Source organism: Qipengyuania pacifica (assembly GCF_019711555.1).
GTDB lineage: Bacteria > Pseudomonadota > Alphaproteobacteria > Sphingomonadales > Sphingomonadaceae > Qipengyuania > Qipengyuania pacifica.
In genome coordinates, this window is record NZ_JAIGNQ010000002.1 from 166,604 (window position 1) to 191,377 (window position 24,774).

20 protein-coding genes are annotated in these 24,774 nt (G+C 60.8%); 10 read left to right on the forward strand and 10 right to left on the reverse strand.

Annotation, left to right across the window (positions count from 1 at the left end):
* Positions 1 to 23: 23 nt before the first annotated feature.
* A complete protein-coding gene (locus tag K3177_RS06025) occupies positions 24 to 1,244 on the forward strand; it encodes an NADP-dependent isocitrate dehydrogenase (RefSeq protein ID WP_221597570.1) in 1,221 nt (406 codons plus the stop codon).
* Between the two features lie 60 nt (positions 1,245 to 1,304).
* Here the strand turns inward: K3177_RS06025 and K3177_RS06030 are convergent, their stop codons facing one another.
* The gene (locus K3177_RS06030; RefSeq protein ID WP_345725361.1) at positions 1,305 to 2,555 is read right to left on the reverse strand and encodes an FAD-dependent oxidoreductase; all 1,251 of its coding nucleotides are present in this window, start codon (positions 2,553 to 2,555) and stop codon (positions 1,305 to 1,307) included.
* 167 nt (positions 2,556 to 2,722) lie between these two features.
* On the opposite strand from K3177_RS06030, the gene K3177_RS06035 reads away from it, so the two are divergent.
* The 3 genes from K3177_RS06035 to K3177_RS06045 all read left to right on the forward strand — a co-directional run bounded on the left by K3177_RS06035 (position 2,723) and on the right by K3177_RS06045 (position 6,795).
* Entirely contained in the window at positions 2,723 to 4,378 is a 1,656-nt protein-coding gene (locus K3177_RS06035) for a carbon-nitrogen hydrolase family protein (RefSeq protein WP_196846356.1), read from the forward strand.
* 149 nt (positions 4,379 to 4,527) lie between these two features.
* Complete coding sequence (locus K3177_RS06040; RefSeq protein ID WP_234003109.1) at positions 4,528 to 6,288, forward strand: cation:proton antiporter domain-containing protein; 1,761 nt, start codon at positions 4,528 to 4,530, stop codon at positions 6,286 to 6,288.
* Between the two features lie 3 nt (positions 6,289 to 6,291).
* Positions 6,292 to 6,795: a YkgJ family cysteine cluster protein gene (locus tag K3177_RS06045; RefSeq protein ID WP_221597571.1), complete on the forward strand. Its 504-nt coding sequence runs from the start codon at positions 6,292 to 6,294 to the stop codon at positions 6,793 to 6,795.
* Here the strand turns inward: K3177_RS06045 and alaS are convergent.
* The 7 genes from alaS to smpB form a co-directional block, all read right to left on the reverse strand.
* Positions 6,792 to 9,455 carry an alanine--tRNA ligase gene (gene alaS / locus K3177_RS06050; RefSeq protein WP_221597572.1) on the reverse strand — a complete coding sequence of 888 codons (2,664 nt, stop codon included), beginning with the start codon at positions 9,453 to 9,455 and terminating at the stop codon, positions 6,792 to 6,794. The genes K3177_RS06045 and alaS overlap by 4 nt on opposite strands.
* Positions 9,456 to 9,692: 237 nt before the next feature.
* Positions 9,693 to 10,715 carry an NAD-dependent epimerase/dehydratase family protein gene (locus K3177_RS06055; RefSeq protein WP_221597573.1) on the reverse strand — a complete coding sequence of 341 codons (1,023 nt, stop codon included), beginning with the start codon at positions 10,713 to 10,715 and terminating at the stop codon, positions 9,693 to 9,695.
* A gap of 183 nt (positions 10,716 to 10,898) precedes the next feature.
* Positions 10,899 to 11,525 (reverse strand): glutathione S-transferase family protein, encoded by a 627-nt coding sequence (locus K3177_RS15525; RefSeq protein WP_221597574.1) that lies wholly within the window; start codon positions 11,523 to 11,525, stop codon positions 10,899 to 10,901.
* A 195-nt stretch (positions 11,526 to 11,720) separates the two neighbouring features.
* Positions 11,721 to 12,785, reverse strand: coding sequence for a recombinase RecA (gene recA, locus K3177_RS06065; RefSeq protein ID WP_103023260.1), 1,065 nt, complete (start codon positions 12,783 to 12,785; stop codon positions 11,721 to 11,723).
* A gap of 140 nt (positions 12,786 to 12,925) precedes the next feature.
* The gene (locus tag K3177_RS06070; RefSeq protein ID WP_221597575.1) at positions 12,926 to 15,400 is read right to left on the reverse strand and encodes a hybrid sensor histidine kinase/response regulator; all 2,475 of its coding nucleotides are present in this window, start codon (positions 15,398 to 15,400) and stop codon (positions 12,926 to 12,928) included.
* Entirely contained in the window at positions 15,397 to 16,005 is a 609-nt protein-coding gene (locus K3177_RS06075; protein ID WP_221597576.1) for a DUF2062 domain-containing protein, read from the reverse strand. The genes K3177_RS06070 and K3177_RS06075 overlap by 4 nt, the downstream gene beginning before the upstream one ends.
* Positions 16,006 to 16,134: 129 nt before the next feature.
* Positions 16,135 to 16,617, reverse strand: a complete 483-nt coding sequence (gene smpB, locus K3177_RS06080) for an SsrA-binding protein SmpB (RefSeq protein ID WP_103023257.1) — start codon at positions 16,615 to 16,617, stop codon at positions 16,135 to 16,137.
* Positions 16,618 to 16,712: 95 nt separating this feature from the next.
* Between smpB and K3177_RS06085 the strand changes: the two genes are divergently transcribed.
* The gene (locus K3177_RS06085; protein ID WP_221597577.1) at positions 16,713 to 17,786 is read left to right on the forward strand and encodes a succinylglutamate desuccinylase/aspartoacylase family protein; all 1,074 of its coding nucleotides are present in this window, start codon (positions 16,713 to 16,715) and stop codon (positions 17,784 to 17,786) included.
* Here K3177_RS06085 and dapA read toward each other — a convergent pair.
* On the reverse strand, positions 17,783 to 18,664 hold the full coding sequence (gene dapA, locus K3177_RS06090; protein ID WP_221597578.1) for a 4-hydroxy-tetrahydrodipicolinate synthase: 882 nt from the start codon (positions 18,662 to 18,664) through the stop codon (positions 17,783 to 17,785). The genes K3177_RS06085 and dapA overlap by 4 nt on opposite strands.
* A gap of 104 nt (positions 18,665 to 18,768) precedes the next feature.
* Here dapA and K3177_RS06095 point away from each other — a divergent pair, with 104 nt between their 5' ends.
* The 3 genes from K3177_RS06095 to K3177_RS06105 are packed head-to-tail and all read left to right on the forward strand — an operon-like array spanning position 18,769 to position 21,679.
* Positions 18,769 to 20,703, forward strand: a complete 1,935-nt coding sequence (locus K3177_RS06095; protein WP_103023456.1) for a lytic transglycosylase domain-containing protein — start codon at positions 18,769 to 18,771, stop codon at positions 20,701 to 20,703.
* A gap of 21 nt (positions 20,704 to 20,724) precedes the next feature.
* The gene (locus tag K3177_RS06100) at positions 20,725 to 21,204 is read left to right on the forward strand and encodes a GreA/GreB family elongation factor (protein WP_221597579.1); all 480 of its coding nucleotides are present in this window, start codon (positions 20,725 to 20,727) and stop codon (positions 21,202 to 21,204) included.
* Complete coding sequence (locus tag K3177_RS06105; RefSeq protein WP_196846367.1) at positions 21,197 to 21,679, forward strand: invasion associated locus B family protein; 483 nt, start codon at positions 21,197 to 21,199, stop codon at positions 21,677 to 21,679. Before K3177_RS06100 ends, K3177_RS06105 begins: the two co-directional genes overlap by 8 nt.
* A 57-nt stretch (positions 21,680 to 21,736) precedes the next feature.
* Here K3177_RS06105 and K3177_RS06110 read toward each other — a convergent pair whose 3' ends face one another.
* Positions 21,737 to 22,402: an outer membrane protein gene (locus K3177_RS06110; protein WP_221597580.1), complete on the reverse strand. Its 666-nt coding sequence runs from the start codon at positions 22,400 to 22,402 to the stop codon at positions 21,737 to 21,739.
* Positions 22,403 to 22,690: 288 nt separating this feature from the next.
* Here K3177_RS06110 and rlmN point away from each other — a divergent pair, with 288 nt between their 5' ends.
* Positions 22,691 to 23,944, forward strand: coding sequence for a dual-specificity RNA methyltransferase RlmN (gene rlmN / locus K3177_RS06115; RefSeq protein ID WP_221597581.1), 1,254 nt, complete (start codon positions 22,691 to 22,693; stop codon positions 23,942 to 23,944).
* A gap of 35 nt (positions 23,945 to 23,979) precedes the next feature.
* Complete coding sequence (locus K3177_RS06120) at positions 23,980 to 24,603, forward strand: class I SAM-dependent methyltransferase (RefSeq protein WP_247714314.1); 624 nt, start codon at positions 23,980 to 23,982, stop codon at positions 24,601 to 24,603.
* Positions 24,604 to 24,774: the final 171 nt, after the last annotated feature.

A 24,774-nucleotide genomic window follows, 5' to 3' on the forward strand; every position in this document is an offset into this window, starting at 1 on the left:
CAATTCGAACGAACAGGATACCCATGGCCAAGATCAAGGTTGCGAACCCGATCGTCGAGCTCGACGGCGACGAAATGACGAAAATCATCTGGCAGTGGATCCGCGAACGGCTGATCCTGCCCTACCTCGACGTCGATCTGAAATATTACGATCTCTCCATCGAAAAGCGTGACGAGACGGAAGACCAGATCACGGTCGACGCCGCCCACGCCATCAAGGAACACGGCGTGGGCGTGAAATGCGCCACCATCACACCGGACGAGGCACGCGTCGAAGAATTCAGCCTCAAGAAAATGTGGGTCAGCCCGAACGGCACGATCCGCAACATTCTGGGCGGCGTGGTCTTCCGTGAACCCATCGTGATCGACAATGTTCCGCGCCTGGTGCCGGGCTGGACCGACCCGATCGTTGTCGGCCGTCACGCATTCGGCGACCAGTATCGCGCCAAGGATACGCTGATCCCCGGCGCCGGCAAACTGCGCCTGGTTTTCGAAGGCGAAAATGGCGAGAACATCGACCTCGACGTTTACGAATTCCAGAGTTCGGGCGTCGCCATGGCGATGTACAACCTCGACGACAGCATCCGCGACTTCGCGCGGGCCTGCATGAACTATGGACTTGATCGCAAATGGCCGGTGTACCTGTCGACCAAGAACACGATCCTCAAGAAATACGACGGCCGCTTCAAGGACCTGTTCCAGGAAGTGTTCGACAATGAATTCAAGGACAAGTTCGCTGAAGCGAAGATCACGTACGAGCACCGCCTGATCGACGACATGGTCGCATCGGCACTCAAGTGGAGCGGCAAGTTCGTCTGGGCCTGCAAGAACTACGACGGCGACGTGCAGTCGGACGTGGTCGCGCAGGGCTTCGGTTCGCTCGGCCTGATGACGTCGGTCCTGATGACGCCCGATGGCAAGACGGTGGAAGCGGAAGCTGCCCACGGCACCGTTACCCGTCACTATCGCCAGCACGAGCAGGGCAAGGCTACATCGACCAACCCGATCGCCAGCATCTTCGCCTGGACGCGCGGCCTTATCTATCGCGGTCGTTTCGACAATACGCCGGACGTCGTGAAGTTCGCGGAAACGCTGGAACGTGTCTGCATCAAGACTGTCGAAAGCGGCAAGATGACCAAGGATCTTGCGCTTCTTATCGGTCCGGACCAGAGCTGGATGACCACCGAACAGTTCTTCGAAGCGATTGTCGAGAACCTTGAGAAGGAAATGGCGAATTGGGGCTAAGTCCCCACCGCAACTGAGTATTTGAAGAGCCCTCGTCCTTCGGGACGGGGGTTTTTCGTATCAGCCTGCATGTTCCGCCGCGTATGGCGCTGTCAGGCGTTCACGCCGGAAACCATACCCGATGAGACGCGCAGGCAGACGTCGCAAGCGGCTGAACCGATCGGCAAGCCTTAGCGGCAAGGGCGCTTCGCGGGGCTTGCCGTCCTGACTTTTCAGGATTGGTTCGATTACCACCTCGTGCGCCAGTTTCTGCACGCCCTGAACGACGCGTACTGGCAGTTCGCGCCTCGCCTGGACCTTGCTCAGAAGGTGATCGATATCGCGATCCGCGGCTAGCGGTGCGGCCAGGACATTGGCCGCGCAGACGGCGTCTTGAATGGCCAGATTGATACCCACGCCGCCGACCGGGCTCATTGCGTGCGCCGCATCGCCAATTGCCAGCAACCCCGGCAGATACCACTTTTCCAGCCGATCGAGCGACACGCTGAGCAATTTGACCTGGTCCCAGTCCGACAGTGCGCGTTCCAGATCGGGCAGATCCGGCGCCGCGGCGGCGACCAGCGCGCGCACGCCCGCAATCGGCTGTGTCATCATGCGCGCCGCTTGCCCCTTGGCGATGACGAAGGCGCATTGCCAGTAATCGCCGCGTTCGAACAGAACGAGCATGTGTCCGCCCTTTATCTGTCCGCGTAGTCGGCTGCCGGAAACGCTCTTGGGCACCTTGAACCACAGGACATCGATCGGCGCGCCAAGATCATGCAGGGGCAGGAGACCCTTGCGACGAACCAGAGAGGATCGGCCGTCTGCCATGACGACAAGCCTTCGAGCATGAAATTCCTCGCCAGCTGCGGTAACGACACCGGTGACACGCCCGCCTTCCTGCGCAAGCTGGGTAACCTCCTCGCACATCGCGAGATGAAAGCCGGGAAAAGCTCGTGCTTTATCACGCAGGAAGTCGAGCAGGTCCCATTGCGGCATCATGGCGATGAAAGGAGCCGGCGTGCGTAGATGGGAGAAGTCGGCCAGACTGTAGGTCCGGTCTTCCCAAGTGAACTCGGCACTATCGACCCGGTTGTGCGGGAGACGCAAGAATTCATCCAGCCAGCCGAGCTGATCGAGGATCTCCATTGTTGCAGGATGTACCGTATCGCCCCTGAAATCGCGGAAGAAATCGGCATGCTTCTCCAGCACCAGAACGTCGACACCAGCCCGGGCCAGCAGGAGGCCCGCCATCATCCCCGCCGGCCCTCCCCCGACAACGACCACGTCATGTTTCACCATTCCGCCTGTCTCTCTTTCACAATCGCCCACGATCCGCATCCTTCCCGGACCCTAGGGCGGCCAGCGATGCTCGTGCGAGGACTGTTGCCGTAGCGCGCTGCGCGCCGTATCGCCAACCACGAAATCGGCACGAAACCGCGCTTCGCGAAACGCGTTCACACTGAACGTTGATGCCAGAAATCTGACACGGGGATACAATGGCCAAGCAGCCTACCAAAAAGCGCAGTGTGAAACGCAAGGGTCCGGAGAAATTCGGACAGAAGCGGCTCGATATCCGCAATGCCAAGATCAAGGACATTCCCGGCATCGCCAATCTGGTGCGCCGCGTTTACGAGGACATGCCTGCCTACACGCATGGCGAGATCCGCGGGCAGATCAACAATTTCCGCGAAGGGTGCTTCGTCGCCCTGCTTGATGATGAGGTCGTCGGCTATTGCGCGACGATGCAGCTGGCCGAGGCACTCGCCTTTCAGGACCACGACTGGGACGAGATCACCGGCAACGGTTACGGCAGCCGCCACGATCCGACCGGCGACTGGCTCTACGGGTATGAAATGTGCGTCGACCCCAAGGTGCGCGGCGTGCGTATTGGGCGGCGTCTTTATGAAGAGCGCCGGGCGCTGGCCGAAGATAAGGACCTGACAGGCATCGTCTTTGCCGGACGCATGCCCAATTATCGCCGCTTCCGCCGCCGCGTGGAAGGCCCGCAGGACTATCTCGACAAGGTGGTCGAGAAGAAGCTGCACGATCCCGTCCTGCGCTTTCAGATGGCAAACGGCTTCGAGCCCGAGCGCATCCTCGAAGGATATCTGCCCGAGGACAAGGCCTCGCAGAGCAATGCCGTGATGATGGTCTGGCGCAACCCTTACGTCGAACGGGATCAGCCGGTGAAGAAGCGCCTGCCCCGCGGCGTGGAAGCCGTGCGCGTGGCCACCTGCCAGCTCCAGGCGCGGCAGGTCGCTGACTATGATGAATTCATGCGCCACGTCCGATATTTCGTCGATGTGGCAAGCGATTACGAAGCCGACTTCATCGTCTTTCCCGAACTCTTCACGCTGATGCTGCTGAGTTTCGAGGAGAAGGAACTCTCGCCAGTCGAAGCGATCGAGCGCTTGTCGGAATATACGCCTCGGCTGCGTACGGACATTTCGGAAATGGCCATGCGCTACAACATCAATATCATCGCCGGATCGCATCCCACGCGCATGGACGATGGCGATATTCATAACGTCGCCTATGTCTGCCTGCGAGATGGTGCGGTGCATGCCCAGGAGAAGATCCATCCGACACCCAACGAACGGTACTGGTGGAACATCAAGGGCGGCGACAAGGTCGAGGTGATCCAGACCGATTGCGGTCCGATCGGCGTGCAGATCTGTTACGATAGCGAGTTTCCCGAACTCAGCCGCCGCCTCGCCGACGAAGGTGCGCGCATCATATTCGTGCCCTTCTGCACGGACAGCCGGCAGGGATATCTGCGGGTACGCTATTGCGGCCAGGCGCGCGCGATCGAAAACCAGTGCTTCGTGGTGCTCAGCGGGAATGTCGGAAATCTACCCAACGTAGGGAACATGGACATTCAGTATGCGCAAAGCTGTATCCTGACGCCGTGCGATTTCCCCTTCGCACGCGATGGTATCGCAGCCGAAGCGACCGAGAATGTCGAGACCCTGACCATCAGCGACATCAACCTTGCCGATCTGCAATGGGCGCGCGCCGAAGGGACGGTCCGCAATCTGGCCGACCGGCGTTTCGACCTCTACCGCATCGAATGGGACGAGGATGGCAAGCACCCGGGCAAGCCGCGTCCGCGCCGCGAACCGCTCGGTCCGTCCACCATCGGCGGAGGTTAGCCCGCGCGCCATTGCGGGGCTGACAGGTGGCTTGCGCATAGCTAAGCCCGTTACGGACGTCGCCTGACCCGGCAGGCGCCATCTCTATGTGATGCCAGCACAATCTCGCTAGTGCATTGCGTTCAACACGAAGGAAACATTCGCGCCTTATGAATGCCGAGACCGCGATCCCTCCGATGATGTCGGATGCACTGGTGATTTTGGGTGCCGTGGGGATCGTGATCCCGCTGTTTGCCCGGTTCAAGATCACGCCCATCATCGGCTTCATTCTGGTCGGCGTCGTGGTGGGGCCGTTCGGTCTGGGCCGGGCGACATCCGAATATGAATGGCTCACCTGGTTCACGATTACCGATCCGGAACGGCTCGAGCCGTTTGCCGAGCTCGGCATCGTGCTGCTGCTGTTCGCAATAGGGCTGGAGCTTTCGTACAAACGCCTGTGGCAATTGCGGCGATTGGTCTTCGGCCTTGGATCACTCGAATTGCTGGTCGGCGGATCGCTGATCGCGATTTTCCTGTCCATTCTGGGACAGTACTGGACCGGGGCCCTGGCGCTTGGCCTGGCTCTGGCCATGTCCTCGACCGCCGTAGTTCTGCCGATTTCAGGCACACGAACACCGGTTGGCAGAGCGGCGCTGTCAATGTTGCTGTTCGAAGGCATTGCGCTGGTTCCCATTATCTTCCTTCTTGGCACCCTCGCTCCTCATGCCGCGGCGGACGGATTCGAGGGGATGGTCGACACGCTGTGGAAGGGCGCGGTCGTCATCGTGCTGATGCTCGCAGCAGGACCCTTCGTTCTGCCGCGCCTCTTCGCTCAGGCAGCCCGTACCAAAAGCCCCGAGATATTTCTCGCCGCAAGCCTTCTGGTAGTGATCGGGGCGAGCCTCGCCACCTCGATGGTCGGCCTCTCGATGATCGTGGGCGCGCTCCTGGCGGGGCTGATGATCGCGGAAACGGATTATTCCCCGGAAGTAGCCAATATCCTCGAACCGTTTCGCGGCTTCGCACTGGGGATATTTCTGCTGACGGTGGGCATGACGATCAATGTCTACAGTATCTTCGAGAACATCGGCGCAATCGCCATCGCGGTCGTCTGCCTGCTTACGCTCAAGGCACTTATTACCACGACACTGCTGTATCTGATGGGCGCACGCCGCAGTACGGCAGTTGAGACGGGCATTCTCATGGCCAGCCCGTCCGAAGACACGCTGATCATCATTTCCGCTGCATCGGCGGCTTTGTTGATCCAGCCCGGTACGGCGCAGTTCTGGCAGATCGTCACGGCGATCGGCCTGACAGTGACGCCCTTGCTTGCGCATATCGGCAGGATCATCGGGCGGCGTATCGAGCCGATACCCGAACTGCCTGCAGAAGATATGGACAAGCCGCGCGTCATCATCGTCGGCGCGGGCCGTGTCGGCCAGCTGATCGCGCGGATGCTGGAAGCGCATGACAAGCCCTACATCGCAATCGACTCGAACGCCGACCTCATTGCCAACGCCAAGCGCGAGGGCATCCGCGCGGCTTTCGGAGATGCGTCTCGTGCCGACGCGCTCGACAAGCTCGGGATCGAGAATGCCCTCGCTCTGGTGCTCACCATGGACGAGCCGGTTCTGGCACAGCGCTTGGTGGCTAAACTGCGCAAGACATACCCTGACCTGCTGATCGTGGCCCGCGCTCGCGACAGTTCGCACGCTGCCGAACTCTATCGCGCAGGAGCCAGTCATGCCGTGCCGGAAACGCTGGAGAGTTCGCTCCAGCTTTCCGAGGCCGTGCTCATCGATATCGGGGTCGCGATGGGGCCGGTGATTGCATCCATTCATGAAAAGCGCGACGAATTCCGCGAACAGATCGAGCTTGAAGGGGCGTTGACCTACAAGCCCAAGCTACGCACCAGTACATCGGAACGCTGACCCATGCCTGCAGTGCTGGAAACGCGCTCGGACTGCGGTCGCTGTGCAGCGCTATGCTGCATCGCCTACCCTTCCGAAGACATGCCCGGATTCTCCGCCATCAAATCTGCTGGCGAACCATGCCCCAAGCTTGGCGGGAACGGTCTCTGCACCATTTACGAGCATCGGGCCGAGAAAGGTTTTGCAGGCTGTATCCGGTTCGAATGCTTTGGTGCGGGCCAGCACGTCGTCCAGTACCTGTTTGCCGGTAACGACTGGCGCAATGATCAGGCGCTGCTCGGCCCCATGGTCGACGCATTTCTCGCCATGCGGCCGCTCGCAGACCTGAACTTCCTTGCACAGCGGGCGCATGAGATGACAGACAAGGCTGAACTGCGCGACAAAGCCACTGTCTTGGCGGAGCGTCTGCAAAACGTTGCCCAGTCTCGATCGAGCCTGAATGATACGGCCGAAGTAGCGGCGATCGAGCGCGAACTACGCGCTCTATACCAGCATTTCGACCGTTAGGCTGAGACTTTGGCTAGTGCTTGGCGCACGGCGTCGAGTGCTGCATCGGCTTTCGAGCCATCCGGACCGCCACCTTGGGCCATGTCGGCGCGGCCACCGCCGCCCTTGCCACCCAGAGCCTCAACCCCAGCGCGCACCAGATCGACAGCGCTGAGGCGGTCGGTGAGGTCGTCCGTGACCGCCACCGCGAAGGCGCCCTTGCCATCGTTGACCGCGCAAATCGCCGCCACACCCGAACCCATTCGGTTCTTGGCCTGGTCGAGCAATGGGCGAAGCTCCTTCGGATCGAGGCCTGCAATGACCTGACCGGAGAACGTTACACCGCCAATGTCCTCATCGGCTGCTGCGACGTCTGCAGCACCGCCACCGCCAAGCGCCAGCGCGCGTTTCGCCTCGGCCAGATCCTTTTCCAGCCTTTTACGCTCTTCGATAAGTGCCATGACGCGTGTGCGGGCGTCGTCTGGCGACGTTTTCAACGCGCTTGCGATCGCGCGAACCGCTTCGTCGCGCGCTACCAGCCATTGGCGTGCAGCCTCGCCGGTCAGCGCTTCTATGCGACGCACGCCAGAGCTGACCGCACTTTCCGATACAACCTTGAAGATGCCGATATCGCCGGTCGCCTTCACATGCGTACCTCCGCATAGCTCCACGGAGTAATTGCGCCCTTCCCCGCCCTTGCGGCCCATGGAAAGTACGCGCACCTCGTCGCCATACTTTTCGCCGAACAGCGCAAGCGCCCCGGCCGCAACCGCATCGTCAGGCGTCATCAGACGTGTACCGACCTGTTCGTTGGCGCGAATTTCCTCATTCACCTCGGCTTCCACCGCAGCGATGTCTTCCTCGCTCAGTGGCTTGGGATGGGAAAAATCGAACCGGAACCGATCATCGGATACGAGCGAGCCCTTCTGTGTCACATGTCCACCAAGCCGGTTACGCAGCGCAGCGTGCAACAGATGGGTCGCCGAATGGTTCGCGCGGATACGATCGCGACGATCGCCATCCACCTCGAGATGGACGGCATCGCCGATCTTGACCGTTCCCTTGGTGATGGTGCCGGCGTGCGAGTGCAGACGACCGAGAGGTTTGTTCGTCGTCTCGACCGAAAATTCCAGGCCCTCGGGTGTCCAGATACGACCGGCATCGCCGGTCTGACCGCCGCTTTCGCCATAGAACGGAGTCTGATTGGTCAGGATGACGACTTCGTCACCTTCCCCAGCCGATTGTACCTCGGCGCCATCCTTGACGATGGCGACGACGGCGGCTTCCCCGGTCGTAGAGCTGTAACCGGTGAACTCTGTCGAGCCCTCACGTTCGGCAATATCGAACCAGACCTCTTCGTTCGCGGCCTGACCCGATCCTTTCCATGCTGCGCGTGCAGCAGCTTTCTGCTGCGCCATCGCGGCGTCGAAACCGTCCTTATTGACGCCTATACCGCGGCTGCGCAGCGCATCTTCGGTAAGATCATAGGGAAATCCGTAGGTGTCGTAGAGCTTGAACGCGGTTTCACCGTCGAGAGTGCCGCCTTCACCCATGTCTTCCGTTGCTTCATCCAGCAACTTGAGACCCTTGTCGAGCGTGCGGCGGAATTGCGTTTCTTCGCGCTCGAGGACCTCCTGAATCAGCGGCTGGCCGCGGACGAGTTCGGGATAGGCCTGGCCCATTTCCGTCACCAATGCAGGCACCAGTCGGTGCATCAACGGTTCGCTCGCCCCGAGAAGGTGGGCGTGACGCATGGCGCGGCGCATTATTCGGCGCAGGACGTAACCGCGCCCTTCGTTGGATGGCAGTACACCGTCGGCCATTAGGAAGCTTGTCGAACGCAAGTGATCGGCGATGACGCGGTGGCTGGCGGTCCGGTCCCCCTCGGCCTTTAGGCCTGTCAGGCTCTCGCTCGCAGCGATCAGGTTCCTGAATGTGTCTGTGTCGTAATTGTCATGCACGCCCTGCATCACGGCTGCGACACGTTCGATCCCCATGCCGGTGTCGATGCTGGGCTTTGGCAGGTCGGCGACGATCTCGTCGTTTTCCTGCGTGTACTGCATGAAAACGAGGTTCCAGATTTCCACGAACCGGTCGCCGTCTTCCTCGGGCGATCCCGGAGGGCCGCCCCAGATGTGATCGCCATGATCGTAAAATATCTCCGAGCACGGACCGCATGGTCCATCGGAACCCATGGCCCAGAAATTATCTTTGGTTGGAATGTGGATGATCTTTTCGTCCGCAAATCCGGTCCGTTTCTTCCACAGATCGAACGCTTCATCGTCGGTATGGTAAACGGTGACCAGAAGGCGTTCGGGGTCGAGGCCCCATTCTTTGGTGAGAAGGGTCCAGGCGTGATCGATCGCCTGTTCCTTGAAATAGTCCCCGAAACTGAAGTTTCCGAGCATCTCGAAGAAGGTATGATGGCGCGCCGTGTAGCCGACATTGTCGAGATCGTTGTGCTTGCCGCCTGCTCTAACGCATTTCTGGGCGCTGGTTGCGCGTTGCGCCGGCGGCGTTTCCAGACCGGTGAAGGCATTCTTGAACGGGACCATGCCCGCATTGACGAACATGAGCGTCGGATCGCTGAACGGGACAAGCGGGGCGCTGGCGACTTCCGCATGTTCGTGGGAGGCGAAATAGTCGAGAAAGCTGCGGCGGATGTCGTTGGTCGAAGTCATGGCGAGGCAAGTAAGCAATCGCGTGGCATGCGACAAGCGTGAAAGCCCAGCCAGACTGTGCGGTACTGGCGATCAGCAGTGGATGAGATGGGTGTGCACCGGCGGACGGTGTCGGATAGACCGGGGCCGGACGCTCGAAAGTCGCTATGTTCGCGGTGTATAGCTATGAAATAGAATGGCACCGTTCACCGCGAAGCGTGCAACCTTGCGGGGCGGCATATGCCCATGGCGGTGAATTCACGTTCGATAATAGTCACGATACCAGGTAACAAAGCGCGACACGCCTTCGCGAATATCGGTTTGGGGGACATACCCGGTAAGCGACTGCAACAATTCTGCATCCGCCCAGGTGGCAGGAACGTCGCCGGGCTGCATCGGCATGAGATTACGCTCCGCCTTTATCCCCAGCGCCTCCTCAATAGCCCCGATCATGTCGCCGAGTTGCACCGGTTGCGAATTGCCGATGTTGACTATCCGCCATGGCGCCACAGGGGAAAGACTGTCGTTTGCATCGACGTCCTGCGGGCGGTCTACCCGGATTGGGGGTGCATCGATAAGGCGACGAACAGCCTCGACCAGATCCTCAACATAGGTGAAGTCGCGCATCATCTCGCCATTATTGTAGACGTCGATCGCCTCGCCATTCAGCATTGCCTTGGTGAATTTGAACAAGGCCATGTCGGGCCGGCCCCACGGACCATAAACCGTGAAAAAACGAAACATCGTCACCGGCAAATCGTAGAGATGCGCATAACTGTGCGCCATCGCCTCGGTCGCTTTCTTGGTCGCGGCGTAGAAGGACATCTGGTGGTCCGCCTTCATCGTTTCGCGATACGGCATCTCCGTATTGGCGCCATAAGCGGAAGACGTTGACGCGAGCAGCATGTGCTGTGGCGGGTTCCACCGCGCGGCTTCGAGCAGTTCGAACGTCCCCACGAGATTGCTTTCAAGATAGCTGCGCGGGTTGTCGATCGAATAGCGAACGCCAGCCTGCGCCGCGAGATGGACCACGATATCCGGCGCGTGTCGTGCGAAGAGATCGGCGAGCAGTCCCGGCGTCTCGATCGGCTCATTCACCACGGAAAAGCTCTGGTGCTGAAGCAAACCTTGCTGCCGGCGTCGCTTCAGCTCGGGATCATAGTAATCGGAAAGCGAGTCTATACCGATGACACGGAAGCCATCCTTGAGGAGGCGGAGACAGGTGAAATAACCGATGAATCCGGCAGCCCCGGTCACCAATGCCGTACGTGTCTCAGTCATCGATCATTCCCGCAGCAATCTGATTATCCGGCTGCCTTATAGGGCTAAAGTGTTGCTGAAGAACCTGCCCAAACTCCCTGTCCGGGCTCATTCGGATTACCGTCATGGCGAATGCAACACCTTTCGTGACACTGGCAGAGCAAACGCGTTTGCTGGAAGGCAGGACGGACCGCGCCGTAACGCTCACCACATGAAGTATGCGCCGCCCCGTTCCCGGGCGCGCTGCCACGCCGGACGGGCATGGATAGCCTCGACGAAGCGGGCCAGCTTGGGCGCCTTGTCACCATATCCCTGCATGATCGCGATTTCGGCAGGAAAGCTCATCATTACATCGGCCGCCGTCCAGTCATTGCCGACGAAATGGAGATCGTCTGAAATGTTATCCTCCGCAAACTGGACATGCGCGGCAAGCTGCTCGTCGATGCGGGGGGCCAGGGCAGCCGCCGCGTCACCGAGCCGCCCGGTGTACAATTTGAGCATGACGGGCACGAAGAAGCTACTTTCGCCAAACTGCATCCATTCGAGATAGCGGACATGGTTTTCCGTATCAGCTTCCGGCAGCCAACTGCCTCCACCGTGACGCTCGCAAAGATACTGGATGATCGCACCACTTTCAGCCACTTGCAGACCATTATCTTCGATCAGCGGCGACTTGCCCAAGGGGTGGACCTGCTTGAGTTCGGGCGGGGCGAGGTTGGTTTCGGCATCGCGCTGATACGGCACGATGTCGTAATCCGTGTTAAGTTCCTCCAGCAACCACAAGATGCGCTGAGAACGGCTGTTGTTGAGATGGTGGATGGTGACTGTCACGCGGCTCTCCTGTCGTGCGATTCGCACCTACACTAGGTCCGGATCGAAGCGGATACCAATCCCATACGGAAAAGCCGGTGTGGCCATGAAGCGGCGCACACCGGCTTTCCGTTTTTTCGGGAACGCCGGGGGACAGTCCGGCTAGCGCGCTGATCCGGGGGATGCTGGATCGGCGTGTTCCCGCTTGAAGAGAATTCAGTCCTCGTCCGCGTCCGGGCCGGTCATCATCTCTTCGGCGACCTCGTCGGTTCGGCCACGAATTGCGGCTTCCAACTTGGTACACATCTCTGGATTTTCCTTCAGGAAGGTCTTGGCGTTCTCACGCCCCTGACCGATCCGGACACTGTCATAGCTGAACCAGCTGCCCGACTTTTCGACCACGCCTGCCTTTACGCCGAGATCGAGAATTTCGCCGATCTTGGAAATGCCTTCGCCATACATGATGTCGAATTCGACCTGCTTGAACGGCGGCGCCACCTTGTTCTTGACCACTTTCACGCGGGTCGCATTGCCGATGATATCGTCGCGATCCTTGATCTGGCCGGTGCGGCGGATGTCCAGGCGAACCGACGCATAGAATTTGAGCGCATTGCCGCCAGTGGTGGTTTCCGGATTGCCGTACATCACGCCGATCTTCATGCGCAGCTGGTTGATGAAGATCACCATGCACTTGGAGCGGTTGATCGAACCGGTCAGTTTCCGCAGCGACTGGCTCATCAGACGGGCCTGAAGGCCAACGTGGCTATCGCCCATCTCGCCTTCGATTTCGGCGCGCGGAACGAGCGCTGCGACGGAGTCGACGACCAGCACGTCGATCGCATTGGACCGAACCAGCGTGTCGGTGATCTCCAGCGCCTGCTCGCCCGTATCCGGCTGCGACACGATCAATTCGTCAATGTCCACGCCAAGCTTCTTGGCATAGACCGGATCGAGCGCATGTTCCGCATCGACGAAGGCAGCGGTGCCGCCCGCCTTCTGGGCTTCTGCGATTACGTGAAGCGCCAGCGTGGTCTTGCCCGAACTTTCCGGGCCATACACTTCGATTACGCGCCCCTTGGGCAGACCGCCCACGCCAAGGGCGATGTCCAGACCGAGCGATCCGGTGGAGATGGCCTCCACATTCATCGCTTCCTTCTGGCCCAGCTTCATCGCCGAACCCTTGCCGAATGCGCGGTCGATCTGCGCAAGCGCGGCATCCAATGCCTTCTGACGGTCTGCGTCCACTTTCTTGTCCTCTACGAGCTTCAGACTTGCCGCCATGACATTACCTCCTGCGCTTGGCCAGAGCCGGTATTGACTCTTCAACTGACGCGTGATGTATCGGCTTTGTTCCAAAAGAACAAGTGGAGAACGAAAGTTTTTTCCGTTGTCTTTCAATCGGCAGCGTAACGCTGCCTAGGCTACTTGCGCTGGGCGCTCAGCACTTCTGCCACTTTCGCGTTGATCTGCTGTACGCTGAAAGGTTTGGGTATGAAGTACATGTTCTCAATGTCGATTTCATTGCGCAGCTGTTCTTCCGCATAGCCCGACATGAACAGGATGGGCACGTGAGCGCGAACGTTTCGAATCGCGCGCGCCATGGCAGGGCCATCCATTGCCGGCATGACGACATCCGAAACGATCAGGTCGAATTGCGTATCGCCATTGGCCACGATACCCAGCCCCTCTTCGCCATCGGAAGCGGTGGTCACCGTATAGCCTGCGCGCACCAGCGCCCGTTCGGCGACGGCGCGCACCATGTCCTCATCCTCGACCAGCAGCAGCTTGCCGCCTGCAGACCATTCGGATGCCTTCTGCTCTTCCGGTTCGTCGGCGCGCATGATGGCGGGCAGTTCGCCCTTGTGGACCGGGAGGTAAACGGTGAAGCGGGCACCGATCGGGGTGCCATCTGGGCCCTGCACATTATCGGCGAAAATGAAGCCATTCGACTGCTTGACGATACCGTACACAGTGGAAAGCCCGAGCCCGGTCCCCTTCCCCTGCTCCTTGGTCGTGAAGAAAGGCTCGAATATCTTGTTGAGATGCTCGTCCGGGATCCCGCCGCCGGTGTCCTGGACGATCATGACCGTGTAATCGTCGGCCGGCATGATATCGATGCCCATCTTGCGCACGTCGCGGGCGGAAACCCGGCGTGTGGCCAGAGTCAGGCGGCCCTTCCAGTCCTGCTTGCCCCGCTTCGACGCATAGGCTTGCATCGCATCGCGGGCATTTACAGCCAGGTTGATGATAACCTGCTCCAACTGCTGGGGATCGGCGCGAACCGAACCGAGCTCTCGATCGTGGCGAACCGAGAACTCAATCTTCTCGCCCATTAGCCGCTTCAGAAGCTGGCTCACTTCACTGACCACGTCGGGCAATTGCAGAACTACGGGGCGCAGCGTCTGCTGGCGGCTGAAGGCGAGCAACTGCCGGGTGAGGCTGGCCGCCCGGTTCGAATTGGCCTTGATCTGCTGGATGTCGTCGTAATCGCTGTCGCCCGGCGTATGACGCAGCAGCATGAGATCGCAGTAACCGATAATGGCCGTCAGCACATTGTTGAAATCGTGTGCAACGCCGCCTGCAAGCTGGCCGACCGCCTGCATCTTGGTCGCCTGGGCCACCTGACGCCGCAACCGCTTTTCTTCCGAAGAGTCCGAAATGGATAGAAGCACCGCCGCATCGCCCAGCCCGCGCACCCCGGCCAGACCGATCGAGACCGGTTCGTCCTTGTTGTTGCCAAGCCGCACAGCCATGTCGCCGCTGGCCGTCGCCCCTTTTGCAAAGCGGCGGACGGTGTCAGCCATCGCAGCCTTGTCCTCGCGCACGACCAGATCGGATGGAAACTGCGGCAGGCCGGACGTCTCGCGTTCGACCGCACGCAGGAATGCCTTGTTAGCAAACAGAAAGCGTCCGTCGCGGTCGGTAAGCGCAAGGCCCAGAGGCAGCGCCGACAGAAGTGCTTCGAGTTGCGGTATCGCCGCCTTGCCCGTGCTTTCCCAGCCGCCGCCTATGCCCACGGTACTGTCCAGCAACAGCATGATGGACGGCGTTTCATCCGCATCGCTCATTTTCGAAGCGTTCGCGATGTCCAGCGGCACATGGATCAGCGTCTGGGGCGAACCCTGCTGCCCTTCCCTGGCGAAGAAAATCCGGTCGCGGTCGTCGGATCGGAGCAATTGCACGAACTCCAGCCCGCCGACTGCATTTTCGCGACTGCCGGTGGCCCGTTCTGCCAGACCCGGCGTGGTCGTCTGCACAATGCCGTCGGGTGCCACCAGCGCAACCTCCACGCCTGCGCGCGACAATACTTCGCCCAATGGACCGGCCAACCGTTCGGACAGGCCATCGTAACTGCGCTGCGTACGAATTTCGTCGAAGCGCCAGACCAGATAGGCCTCGCCCCGCCCACTGCGCTCGATACGCAGGCGATATTCCATGTCGCCGCTGGACAGCCGGACAACAGGAACCTCGGCCCGTCCGTCTCTCCACGCACTCCGCGCCGCCTCCGATGCAGCTTCGCGCGACGCCGGATCCATTGCCAGTTCGTACGGAGCGGAAATTCCGTCGAACCATCCTTCATATGTGGAATTGGCGCACACCAGCCGGTTGGCGCGATCGACAATCGCAATGGCGCGGTGCCGGGTTTCGATTGCTGCACTGGTGACGGACCAGTCGGGTTGCAGCATCTGCGTCTCGGCAGGGTCGGTCTTGAGACGAGCGGCCAGCAGCAGCATCAGCAAGATCGCAATCAGCGCGCCGCCATACGCCAGCGCCACCACCGATTGCTGGCCGACCAGCCACACCAATCCGATGGAAATGATGCAGGCCGCCACGACTCCCAACATCAGTGGAGCAGGTGGAAGGCGGGTTATCGGATTGTCGTCCTGCACTTTCATGCCTCGCCATCTTTGCTCTGGCGTTCTTCAAGGCGACGCTCCATTGCGCGCAGACGGCGCTTGCGCTTGCGGGCCACGATGATGCGCCACCCGATGCTCGCCAGCACATAGCCGATCGACGCGCCGACGATGGCGAGGACGACGAAGCCGAAAATGGTCACCAGAACCGTCACGCCCACCCCTTCGAACAGATTGACGAACCACGACCAGCGGCCGCTGGTCATCTCGTCCTGAGCAGCGCCGCCCGTCGCCGCCAGATCCACCTTGAGAATGAACACACCCAGCTTGTTCGCCACCACGGCCCAGAAGGGAAAGGTCAGCGGATTGGTGATGAAAGTGACCAGCGCCGACAACGGCACGTTCGCACGTGCGGGCAAGGACATGAAAGCGGCAAGGAATATCTGCCCCACCGGAATGATGAAGCCGGCAAAAATGCCGAGCGCCACGCCGCGCGGGACGCTGCGGCGCGTGAAGCGCCAGAGTTCCGGCGTCAGAAAGCGGTGAGCAATGGGCTGCAAATACTTGTTTTCAGCCATCTGTTCGCGCGTCGGCATATGCCGGCGGATCCAGTCCGTCAGAAAGGTCTTCGATCTGCGCTTGCTCATTGACACAGCGCCGCCATGCGCTGCCTCGAAGGCGAGTTCAAGGGGGTGCGCGAAGCGGACTGCGACGAATGCGGCATGGCTGGCGATGTGGTTACCGCGGGCGCATTTTTTAAGGGCCGAATGGCTCGGTCAGCCCCGCTCGCGCATGAGGCGGGCCTTGTCGCGCTGCCAGTCGCGATCCTTGATCGTGGCGCGCTTGTCATGCGCCTGCTTGCCCTTCGCCAGCGCAAGCTCGACCTTTGCCCGACCGGTCGCGTTGAAATAGATCGATAGCGGAACAAGCGTCATGCCCTTGCGCTCGACCGCACCGAAAAGCTTCTGTATCTCGCGCTCGTGCAGCAGCAGTTTGCGTGGGCGGCGCGGTTCGTGGTTCAGCCGGTTGCCATGCGAATATTCGGGAATATTGGCATTGACCAGCCAGACCTGCCCATCGCGCACTTCGGCATAGCTTTCCTTGATACTGGCCTCGCCCGCCCGCAGCGCCTTCACCTCGGTGCCCTGCAACGCAAGACCCGCCTCGAAGGTATCTTCGACATGATAGTCGAACCGCACACGCCGATTATCGGCGACTGTCTTCTGCTTATCGAAAGTGGCGGGTTTGGGACGAGCCATAAGGCGGGCGCATGTAGGCGAGCGTGAGCCGCTTGGAAAGGGCCAGACCACGCTTTTCGCTTGCCAAGGTGCTGGCCGTTGTGACGATTAGGCAGATGAACGCCGAAACTTCCGCAGAACCTTTCATCATTCACGAAAGCCGGATCGCGCCGGGGACGCAGGCGACCATTGCCATTCCCGTCAGTCAGCAGGTGACGGGCCTGAACTCCGCGCTTTCCCTTCGCGTGATGCACGGTGCGCGGCGCGGGCCCTGCGTCTTCGTCAGCGCTGCCATTCACGGTGACGAGATCATCGGCACAGCCGTGATCCAGCGATTGCTCGAACGCCTGTCGCCCGAAATGCTGGCAGGGACGATCATTTTTGCGCCTGCCGTCAACATTTACGGTTTTGCCGCGCACAGCCGTTATCTGCCCGACCGGCGCGATCTCAATCGAAGCTTCCCCGGCGCGGAGCATGGCAGTCTGGCCGCTCAACTGGCTCACTGCTTCCTCACTCATGTCATCGATCGCTGTTCGCTGGGCATCGATATCCATTCGGCGGCGGTCCATCGCTACAACTTGCCGCAGATACGCATTGCCTCTGGCAGTCCCTATCTGTCGGAACTCGCCATGGCATTCGGCGCGCCCATTATCATAGAAAGTCCCCTGCGGCCCGGTTCGATGCGCGCCCTTGCCCACGAACGCGAGACGCCGATGCTCCTGCTGGAAGCAGGCGAAGCGCTTCGCTTCGACCGTTTCGCGCTCAATGTCGGCGTGGCGGGCGTTCTGCGGGTGCTTGCCCATATCGGGATGATCGATGCGGAAGACGGCCTGAAAGATGTCCACGTACCGCTGCGTTCCAACCGTTCAAGCTGGGTCCGCGCCCCGCGCGGCGGGGTCAGTCGCCGCATCCACAAATCGGGCGACGCCGTGCGCAAGGGCGAACCGCTGGCATTCGTCGGCGGCCTCTTCGGAGAGGACCCGATCAAGCTTGTCAGCCCATCGGACGGCGTAATCATCGGACATGCGACGCTTCCGATCGTCAATCAGGGCGATGCGCTATTCCATATCGCTGAAGTCGATGCGCTCAATCACGCGGGCGAGCATTCCGACAGTATCGTCGAAGCACTGGCGGTCAGCGATCCGCCCTTCCCCGCCGCGCCATTGCTCGACGAAGACGAAGTGCTCTAGATCAGGCCTGCAATCTCGAGCGCCTCGTCCACCGCCTTGCGGCTCGCCTCGCTGGCATTGCACAGCGGCAGGCGGACATCGGGCGAAAACCAGTCGTGTACCCGGCTGAGCGCATATTTCGCCGGTGCCGGGCTGGCATCGGAGAACATCGCATAGTGCAAGGGGAACAGCCGGTCGTTGAGCTCCCGCGCCTTGACCAGCTCGTTCGCTGCGATGGCATCGTGGAATTCCGCGCACAGCGCCGGGGCGACATTGGCGGTTACCGAAATACATCCGGATCCGCCTGCGGCCGAATGCGGCAGCCACAATTCGTCATTGCCGGATAGCTGACAGAACTCGCGCCCGATCCCCATCCGGTGATCTGCGACGCGGGAAAGGTCGCCGCTCGCATCCTTGATGGCCACGATCCGATCTGGGTATTTGCGCACCAGTTCGACGACCGTTTCGTCCTCGATATCCGTCACCGTCCGCCCCGGGACATTGTAGAGAACGATCGGCAGGTCGCTGTTTTCTGCAAGAAAGCTGAAATGGGCGATAAGGCCCGCCTGGCTCGGCCGGTTGTAATAGGGCGCGACGCACAGCCCTGCCGCGGCCCCCGCCTTCTTCGAAAACTGCATGTGCAGCAGCGCATTGCGCGTGTCGTTGGAACCGCAGCCGGCAATGACCGGGACGCGCCCGGCCGCCTGTTCGATGCAGACTTCGATCACCCGGTGATGCTCTGCATTCGACAGGGTCGATGCCTCGCCGGTCGTGCCGCAGGGCACCAATCCCTTGCTCCCGTTATCGATCTGCCAGTCGACGAGCTTGCGAAAAGCGGCTTCGTCGAACGATCCGTCGCGAAAAGGAGTCGCCAGAGCCGGAATCGAGCCTGAAAACATTTACGTGAGTCCTGCGTTAGAGATATGAAACAAGGCAGTTTTTGGCGGCACGCGCCATAATTCATTCAGCGCCTGATAAGGAGGGGCCGGGCACTATGTCCAGCATGGGCAGTAAAACAGTTTTCACTCTCGCACTTGTGCTCGGCACTTCGCTGGCATTCCCTTCAATCTCTCAGGCACAGGACAATGCGCGCACCAGCCTTGTCGCGCAGCAGCCGGGCAGCCTCGATCAGGCGGTCGGCCAGTGGGAATATCTGACAAGTCAGGAAAACCTGCCCTTCTCTTCCTACGCGGGCTTCATCAACAGCTATCCCGATTTCCCCAAGCAGGACCTGCTCCAGCGGCGGGCGGAAGCTGCGCTCGATCGCGATGCGCCGTCTCCGCAGACGCTCGTCTCCTTCTTCGACCGGCACCCGCCCCTCACCAATAGCGGCAAGGCGCGTTACGCCCTGGCGCTGGCTTCGCTGGATCGTCCCGAAGCGCTGGAGGTGGCACGCGAAGCCTGGCGTGGCGGCACGATGAGCGGCCCGGCAGAACTGTACATGCAGGGCCTGTTCGGCGCGCGTTTTGCGCCCGAAGATCAGGACGCGCGGATGGATGCGCTCCTGTGGCAGGGCAATTACGAAGCCGCCTCGCGCCACATCGTGCGGGTATCGCCGGCCTATCGTCCGACCGCGCAGGCACGGCTCGCCATGCTTCAGGGCAGCACGCCGTCGCAGGCAGGCGTTCCGGTTCCCCCCAACGCGATGACCGACGCCGGTTACGTTTACAATCTTGCCCGCTACTATCGCAATTCGGGCCAGCCCTACGAAGCAGTCAACCTGCTCTCGACCCGCGCATCCTTTGCGGCGCCTGCCTTCGATGGCACGCAATTCGTCAGCGAAGCCCTGGCCGTGGCCAAGAGCGCGGGTTCCGCGCAGGCTGTCAGCATCGCGTCGAAAATCGACGATGTCTTCGCCCCCGGCACGGACATTTCGGACGGCTCCTTCACTCTGCGCGACAAATATACCGATCTCATGTGGCTCGGCGGTACGAAGGCATTGTGGTCGATGGGTGACGGCGCCCAGGCCGCGCCGCTGTTCTATCGCTACGGTACTGCGGCCAAGACGCCGCTGACCCGTTCGAAAGGGTTCTATTGGGCCGGCCGTGCCGCGTCCCGCGCCGGTGATCGTGCCGGTGCCCAGCGTTACTGGGAAATGGCCGCCGAATATCCGGACTGGTATTACGGACAGCTCGCCCTCAGCGAGCTTGGCCGTCCCATGCCCACATTCGCGAATGTCCCCGCTGCCAGTTCGGCCGAACGCGCTGCTTTCGAAGCCGATCCGCTGACCGGTGCGCTGCGGGCGATTTCCCGCAATCGGCGCGACTGGCGGACCGAACGTGCCTTCTTCGAAGCCATTGCCCAAAAGGCGGACACGCCTGGCGAAATGGCTCTCGTCGGTCAACTGGCTGAACAGACCGGTATGGACGAAATGGCCGTCGTCGCAGGCCTCGTGGCGGGCGAACACGGCTTCAAGGGCTTCGAACGCCTCGGCTACCCGACCGTGCAGACCCATTCGGGCGCAAACTGGACGATGGTTCATGCCATCGCCCGGCAGGAAAGCGAATTTGACCGCAACCGTGTGAGCCATGCCGGTGCGCGCGGGATGATGCAGCTGATGCCCGGAACCGCACGCGAAGAAGCAGGCAAGATCGGGGTCAGCTACATGTCGGCGGACCTTACCGCCAACCCGAGCTACAATATCCGTCTCGGCGATGCGCACTTCGCCCGCCTGATGGACCGTTACGGCGGCGCTTATCCCCTGGCCATCGCAGCGTATAATGCAGGCCCGGGGCGAGTGAACCAGTGGCTCGCGGCCAATGGCGATCCGCGCAATGGTTCGGTCGACTGGGTTACCTGGATCGAACAGATCCCGTCCAATTTCGAAACGCGCTATTACGTCATGCGCGTGATCGGAAACGCGGTCAGCTATGCCAACATGCATCCGGACAAATCGTCCAGCTATGAACGCGATATCGGGAATTACCTGCGCCGCTGATTTGCGCTAGGGCGCAAGCCCATGCAGCCCAAATCCAATCCCGTCACGCCCGCTGGCTATGCCGCGATGAAGGCCCGTTACGACCATCTTCTTGGCACCGAACGGCCTGAAATCGTCGAAATAGTCAGCTGGGCGGCGGGCAATGGCGACCGCAGCGAAAACGGCGATTATCTCTATGGCCGCAAGCGCATGCGCGAAATCGATCGCGAACTGTCGCACCTTGCACGCCGGATGAAGACCGCGCGGGTCATCGACCCCGTCGAACAGCCCGACAAGTCACGGGCTTTTTTCGGGGCCACCGTCACTCTGGCGGACGAGGATGATAACGAACGGCTCGTCACCCTTGTCGGTGACGATGAACAGGACGCCAGCTCCGGGCGCATCGGCTGGTCGTCTCCCCTCGCCCGGGCATTGAAAGGCGCGTCGGTCGGCGATCTGCGCAACGTCAATCTGCCCGGCGGCGCGAAGGAATGGGAAATCGTTGCGATCGCATATGCGTAAACTGATCGCGGTCGCCGCGCTCACCTTGGCTGCGCCTCTCGCAGCGAAGGACAGCCTCGGCGTGTTTTCCGACTGGGGGGCATTTCGCGATCCCTCGCTACCGCGGTGTTATGCCATCGCGATGCCGGAAGACAGCCGCGCGCGCCGCGATTTCGAACCCTTCGCCACCATCGGAACCTGGCCGCGCCAGAACATCCGCGGGCAGGTTCACTTCCGCCTCTCGCGCCAGCTCGCGCAGCGGCCCCGCATTACGCTTTCCATAGGCGCCAAGAGCTTCCAGCTGACCGGCGGCGGCGGCGATGCCTGGGCTGAAGACCGCACGATGGATGCCGCCATCGTTGCCGCGATGCGTTCGGCCAGCCGCATGACTGTCCGCGCTACCGGCACCAACGGCCGTCGCTTCTCCGACAGCTATTCCCTGTCCGGCGCGGCCACCGCGATGGATGCAGCAACGCTTTCCTGTTCGCGACGCTGACAAAAAAAGGGCCGGAGAGCACCAAGCTCCCCGGCCCCTTCTTAATGGCGCAATGGCTTAGAAGCGCATGCCGACGCCTGCCATGACCTGGTGGCGGTCAAGGTCGACATCGAAGTTGCGGCTGGTGCTGCCGTCGGCGAATTCGATGTTCGCGTCGCTGTAGTTCGAATAACGATATTCGAGGTTCACGTAGGTGTTCGGGTTGACGGCATATTCAACACCTGCACCTGCGCGCCAGCCGTCCAGCTTGAAGTCGCGATCGGTTTCGACCGTGCCATAGTCGCTGAGGATGTTCAGCTTGGCATTGGTGTAACCGCCCTTTGCGTACAGCAGGGCATCGGGTGCGATCCTGGCACCGACGCGCGCGCCGATGTAGAGATCGCGGCCAGCATCCACTTCACCCAGCCCAAAGCCTTCGAAATCGCCGTCGTCGAAGTTGGTGCTCGCCGTGGAGTCGGTGTATTCACCTTCCACACCGACGACCGCGCCGCCAAGGTCCACGTCGTAACCGAGGACCACGCCATAGGCGAGACCGTCGATCGACTGGTCGTTGTTGTTCGGCTCGTTGTCGATGTCGACGCTGCTACCGGCCTGTACGGCGTCGTAACCCGCGGTCACACCTGCACGAAAGCCGGTGAACTGGCCATCGGTGCTCTGCGCCATGGCTGGGGCCGACATGCCGGCGATGGTTCCTGCGACGAGAAGAGCTGTTGTCTTGTTCATTATATACTCCGTTTTTTAACCCGCGATTTTTGCATCGCGTGGACTAGGAAAACGGTGGTTCCGCTGGCGAGTTTCATTAACGTAACACAACAAGAATATGTTGCATTAGGGACACATTATTACGGACCGGGCGTATACCTCCCGGGATGAAACGCAGAAATTTGCGCACCGTTCTCCCGCTGCAGAGTGAAACCGTTCACCTGTCGGAACCCTGTTCGGTGTCCGTAATTTTCGCGCAATTCTTCAATGTGGCCAAATCGCCCTCCACGCCTTATATGGGGCGCTCCCATGACCCAGACGACACTGATGAGCATCCCCGGGCAGATCGACCCGGTTCCCGTCGCGCGTGACATCACGCCGCGCGAAGACGGCCGCGTGGACCTGATCGGTCTGCCCAAGGACCGTATCCGCGAACTTTTCGACGAAGCGGGCCTCGACGCCAAGCAGGCGAAACTGCGTGCCAAGCAGGTCTTCCACTGGCTCTACCATCGCGGCGTGACCGATTTCGAAGCGATGACCGATATCGCCAAGACCATGCGCCCGTGGCTTGCCGAACGCTTCTTCATTGGCCGGCCGGACGTGGTCGAAGCCCAGCATTCGACCGACGGCACGCGCAAGTGGCTGCTCAGGACCTCGGACGGCCATGAATTCGAAATGGTCTTCATCCCCGATGCCGACCGCGGCACGCTTTGCGTATCGAGCCAGGTGGGTTGCACTCTGAACTGCCGTTTCTGCCACACCGGGACGATGCGCCTCGTGCGTAATCTCACTCCGGGTGAAATCGTCGGTCAGGTCATGCTGGCACGCGACGCACTGGGCGAATGGCCCAAGGGTTCGATGGCGGGTCTCGAAGTGGAGGAAGACAGCGCCCAATACACCTCCGATGGCCGGCTGCTGACCAACATCGTGATGATGGGAATGGGTGAACCGCTATATAATTTCGACAATGTCAAAGGTGCCCTCAAGCTCGTCATGGATGGCGAAGGGCTGGCCCTGTCGAAACGGCGCATCACGCTCTCGACCAGCGGTGTCGTTCCGGCAATGGAACGCTGCGGGGAAGAGATCGGCGTGAACCTGGCGGTTTCGCTCCACGCGGTGACCAAGGAAATCCGTGACGAGATCGTGCCGCTCAACAAGAAATACGGCATCGACGAATTGCTCGAAGCCTGCGCCGCCTATCCGGGCGCATCGAACGCGCGACGCATTACCTTCGAGTATGTCATGCTCAAGGACAAGAACGACACCGACGAGCATGCGCACGAACTCGTTCGCCTGCTGAAGCATTACAAACTGCCGGCGAAGGTGAACCTCATCCCCTTCAATCCCTGGCCCGGCGCGCCCTACGAATGTTCGACGCCCGACCGGGTGAAGCGCTTCTCCGAAATCGTGTTCGAACACGGCATCAGCGCACCCGTTCGCACCCCACGCGGGCGCGACATCGACGCGGCCTGCGGCCAGCTCAAGACCGCCGCAGAAAAGAAAAGCCGCGCCCAGCGCGATCGCGAAGCGGCCGAAGCATTGGAATCAGCCGCGACGGCCTGAGATCAACTTGCTGGCCACTGCCGCGGGAGTGCGGTTTGGTCGTACTGAAGTTGGAGGTTGGGATTACCGCTGATCCGGCCACACTCGCGTTTTACCGTGCCAACGCACCGCAATACACGCGCGACTTCGCTCAGAAGCCGAGCCGACATCTGGACGCATTCCTCGATCGCCTGAAAGCTGGCGCAAAGGTTCTGGAACTCGGCTGCGGGGCCGGATGCGACGCTGCGCGGATGATGGAGCGCGGGTTCGATGTCGATGCGACAGACGGCACCCCTGAAATGGTCGCAAAGGCGAACGAGCACTATGACGTTGGTGCGCGGGTGATGCGTTTCGACGAGCTTATGGCAGATGACGATTATGACGCGGTATGGGCCAATGCTTGCCTGCTTCATGTCGCACGGTCCGATCTACCGACCCTGCTAACAGCAATCCGCCGGGCGCTGCGTCCCTGTGGGTGGCACTTCGCAAGTTACAAACTCGGGAATGGCGAAGGTCGCGATCTGCTCGGACGATTACATAACTTCCCCGACCCGCAATGGCTCGAAGACAGCTATTGCAACGCCGGCTTCGCCATAGAGGGTGTGGACATCTTCCCCGGACAAGGCGCAGACGGCACACCGCGCGACTGGATGGCCTTGACGACCCGGCGCCCGTCCTGATCCTCTATGGATCTACGCGCTTTCCTACACCCCTCTCCTGTGCTGAAACGGGCGGATGGCACTCCCGGACCCTCAGGAAAACTGCGCGTTCCCGGGCCTTTCGCAAGCTGACATTTTTGTGCCCTGGACAGTGGTCCATGTGGTCCATGTCTATTACCGTGCGGGTCTCGA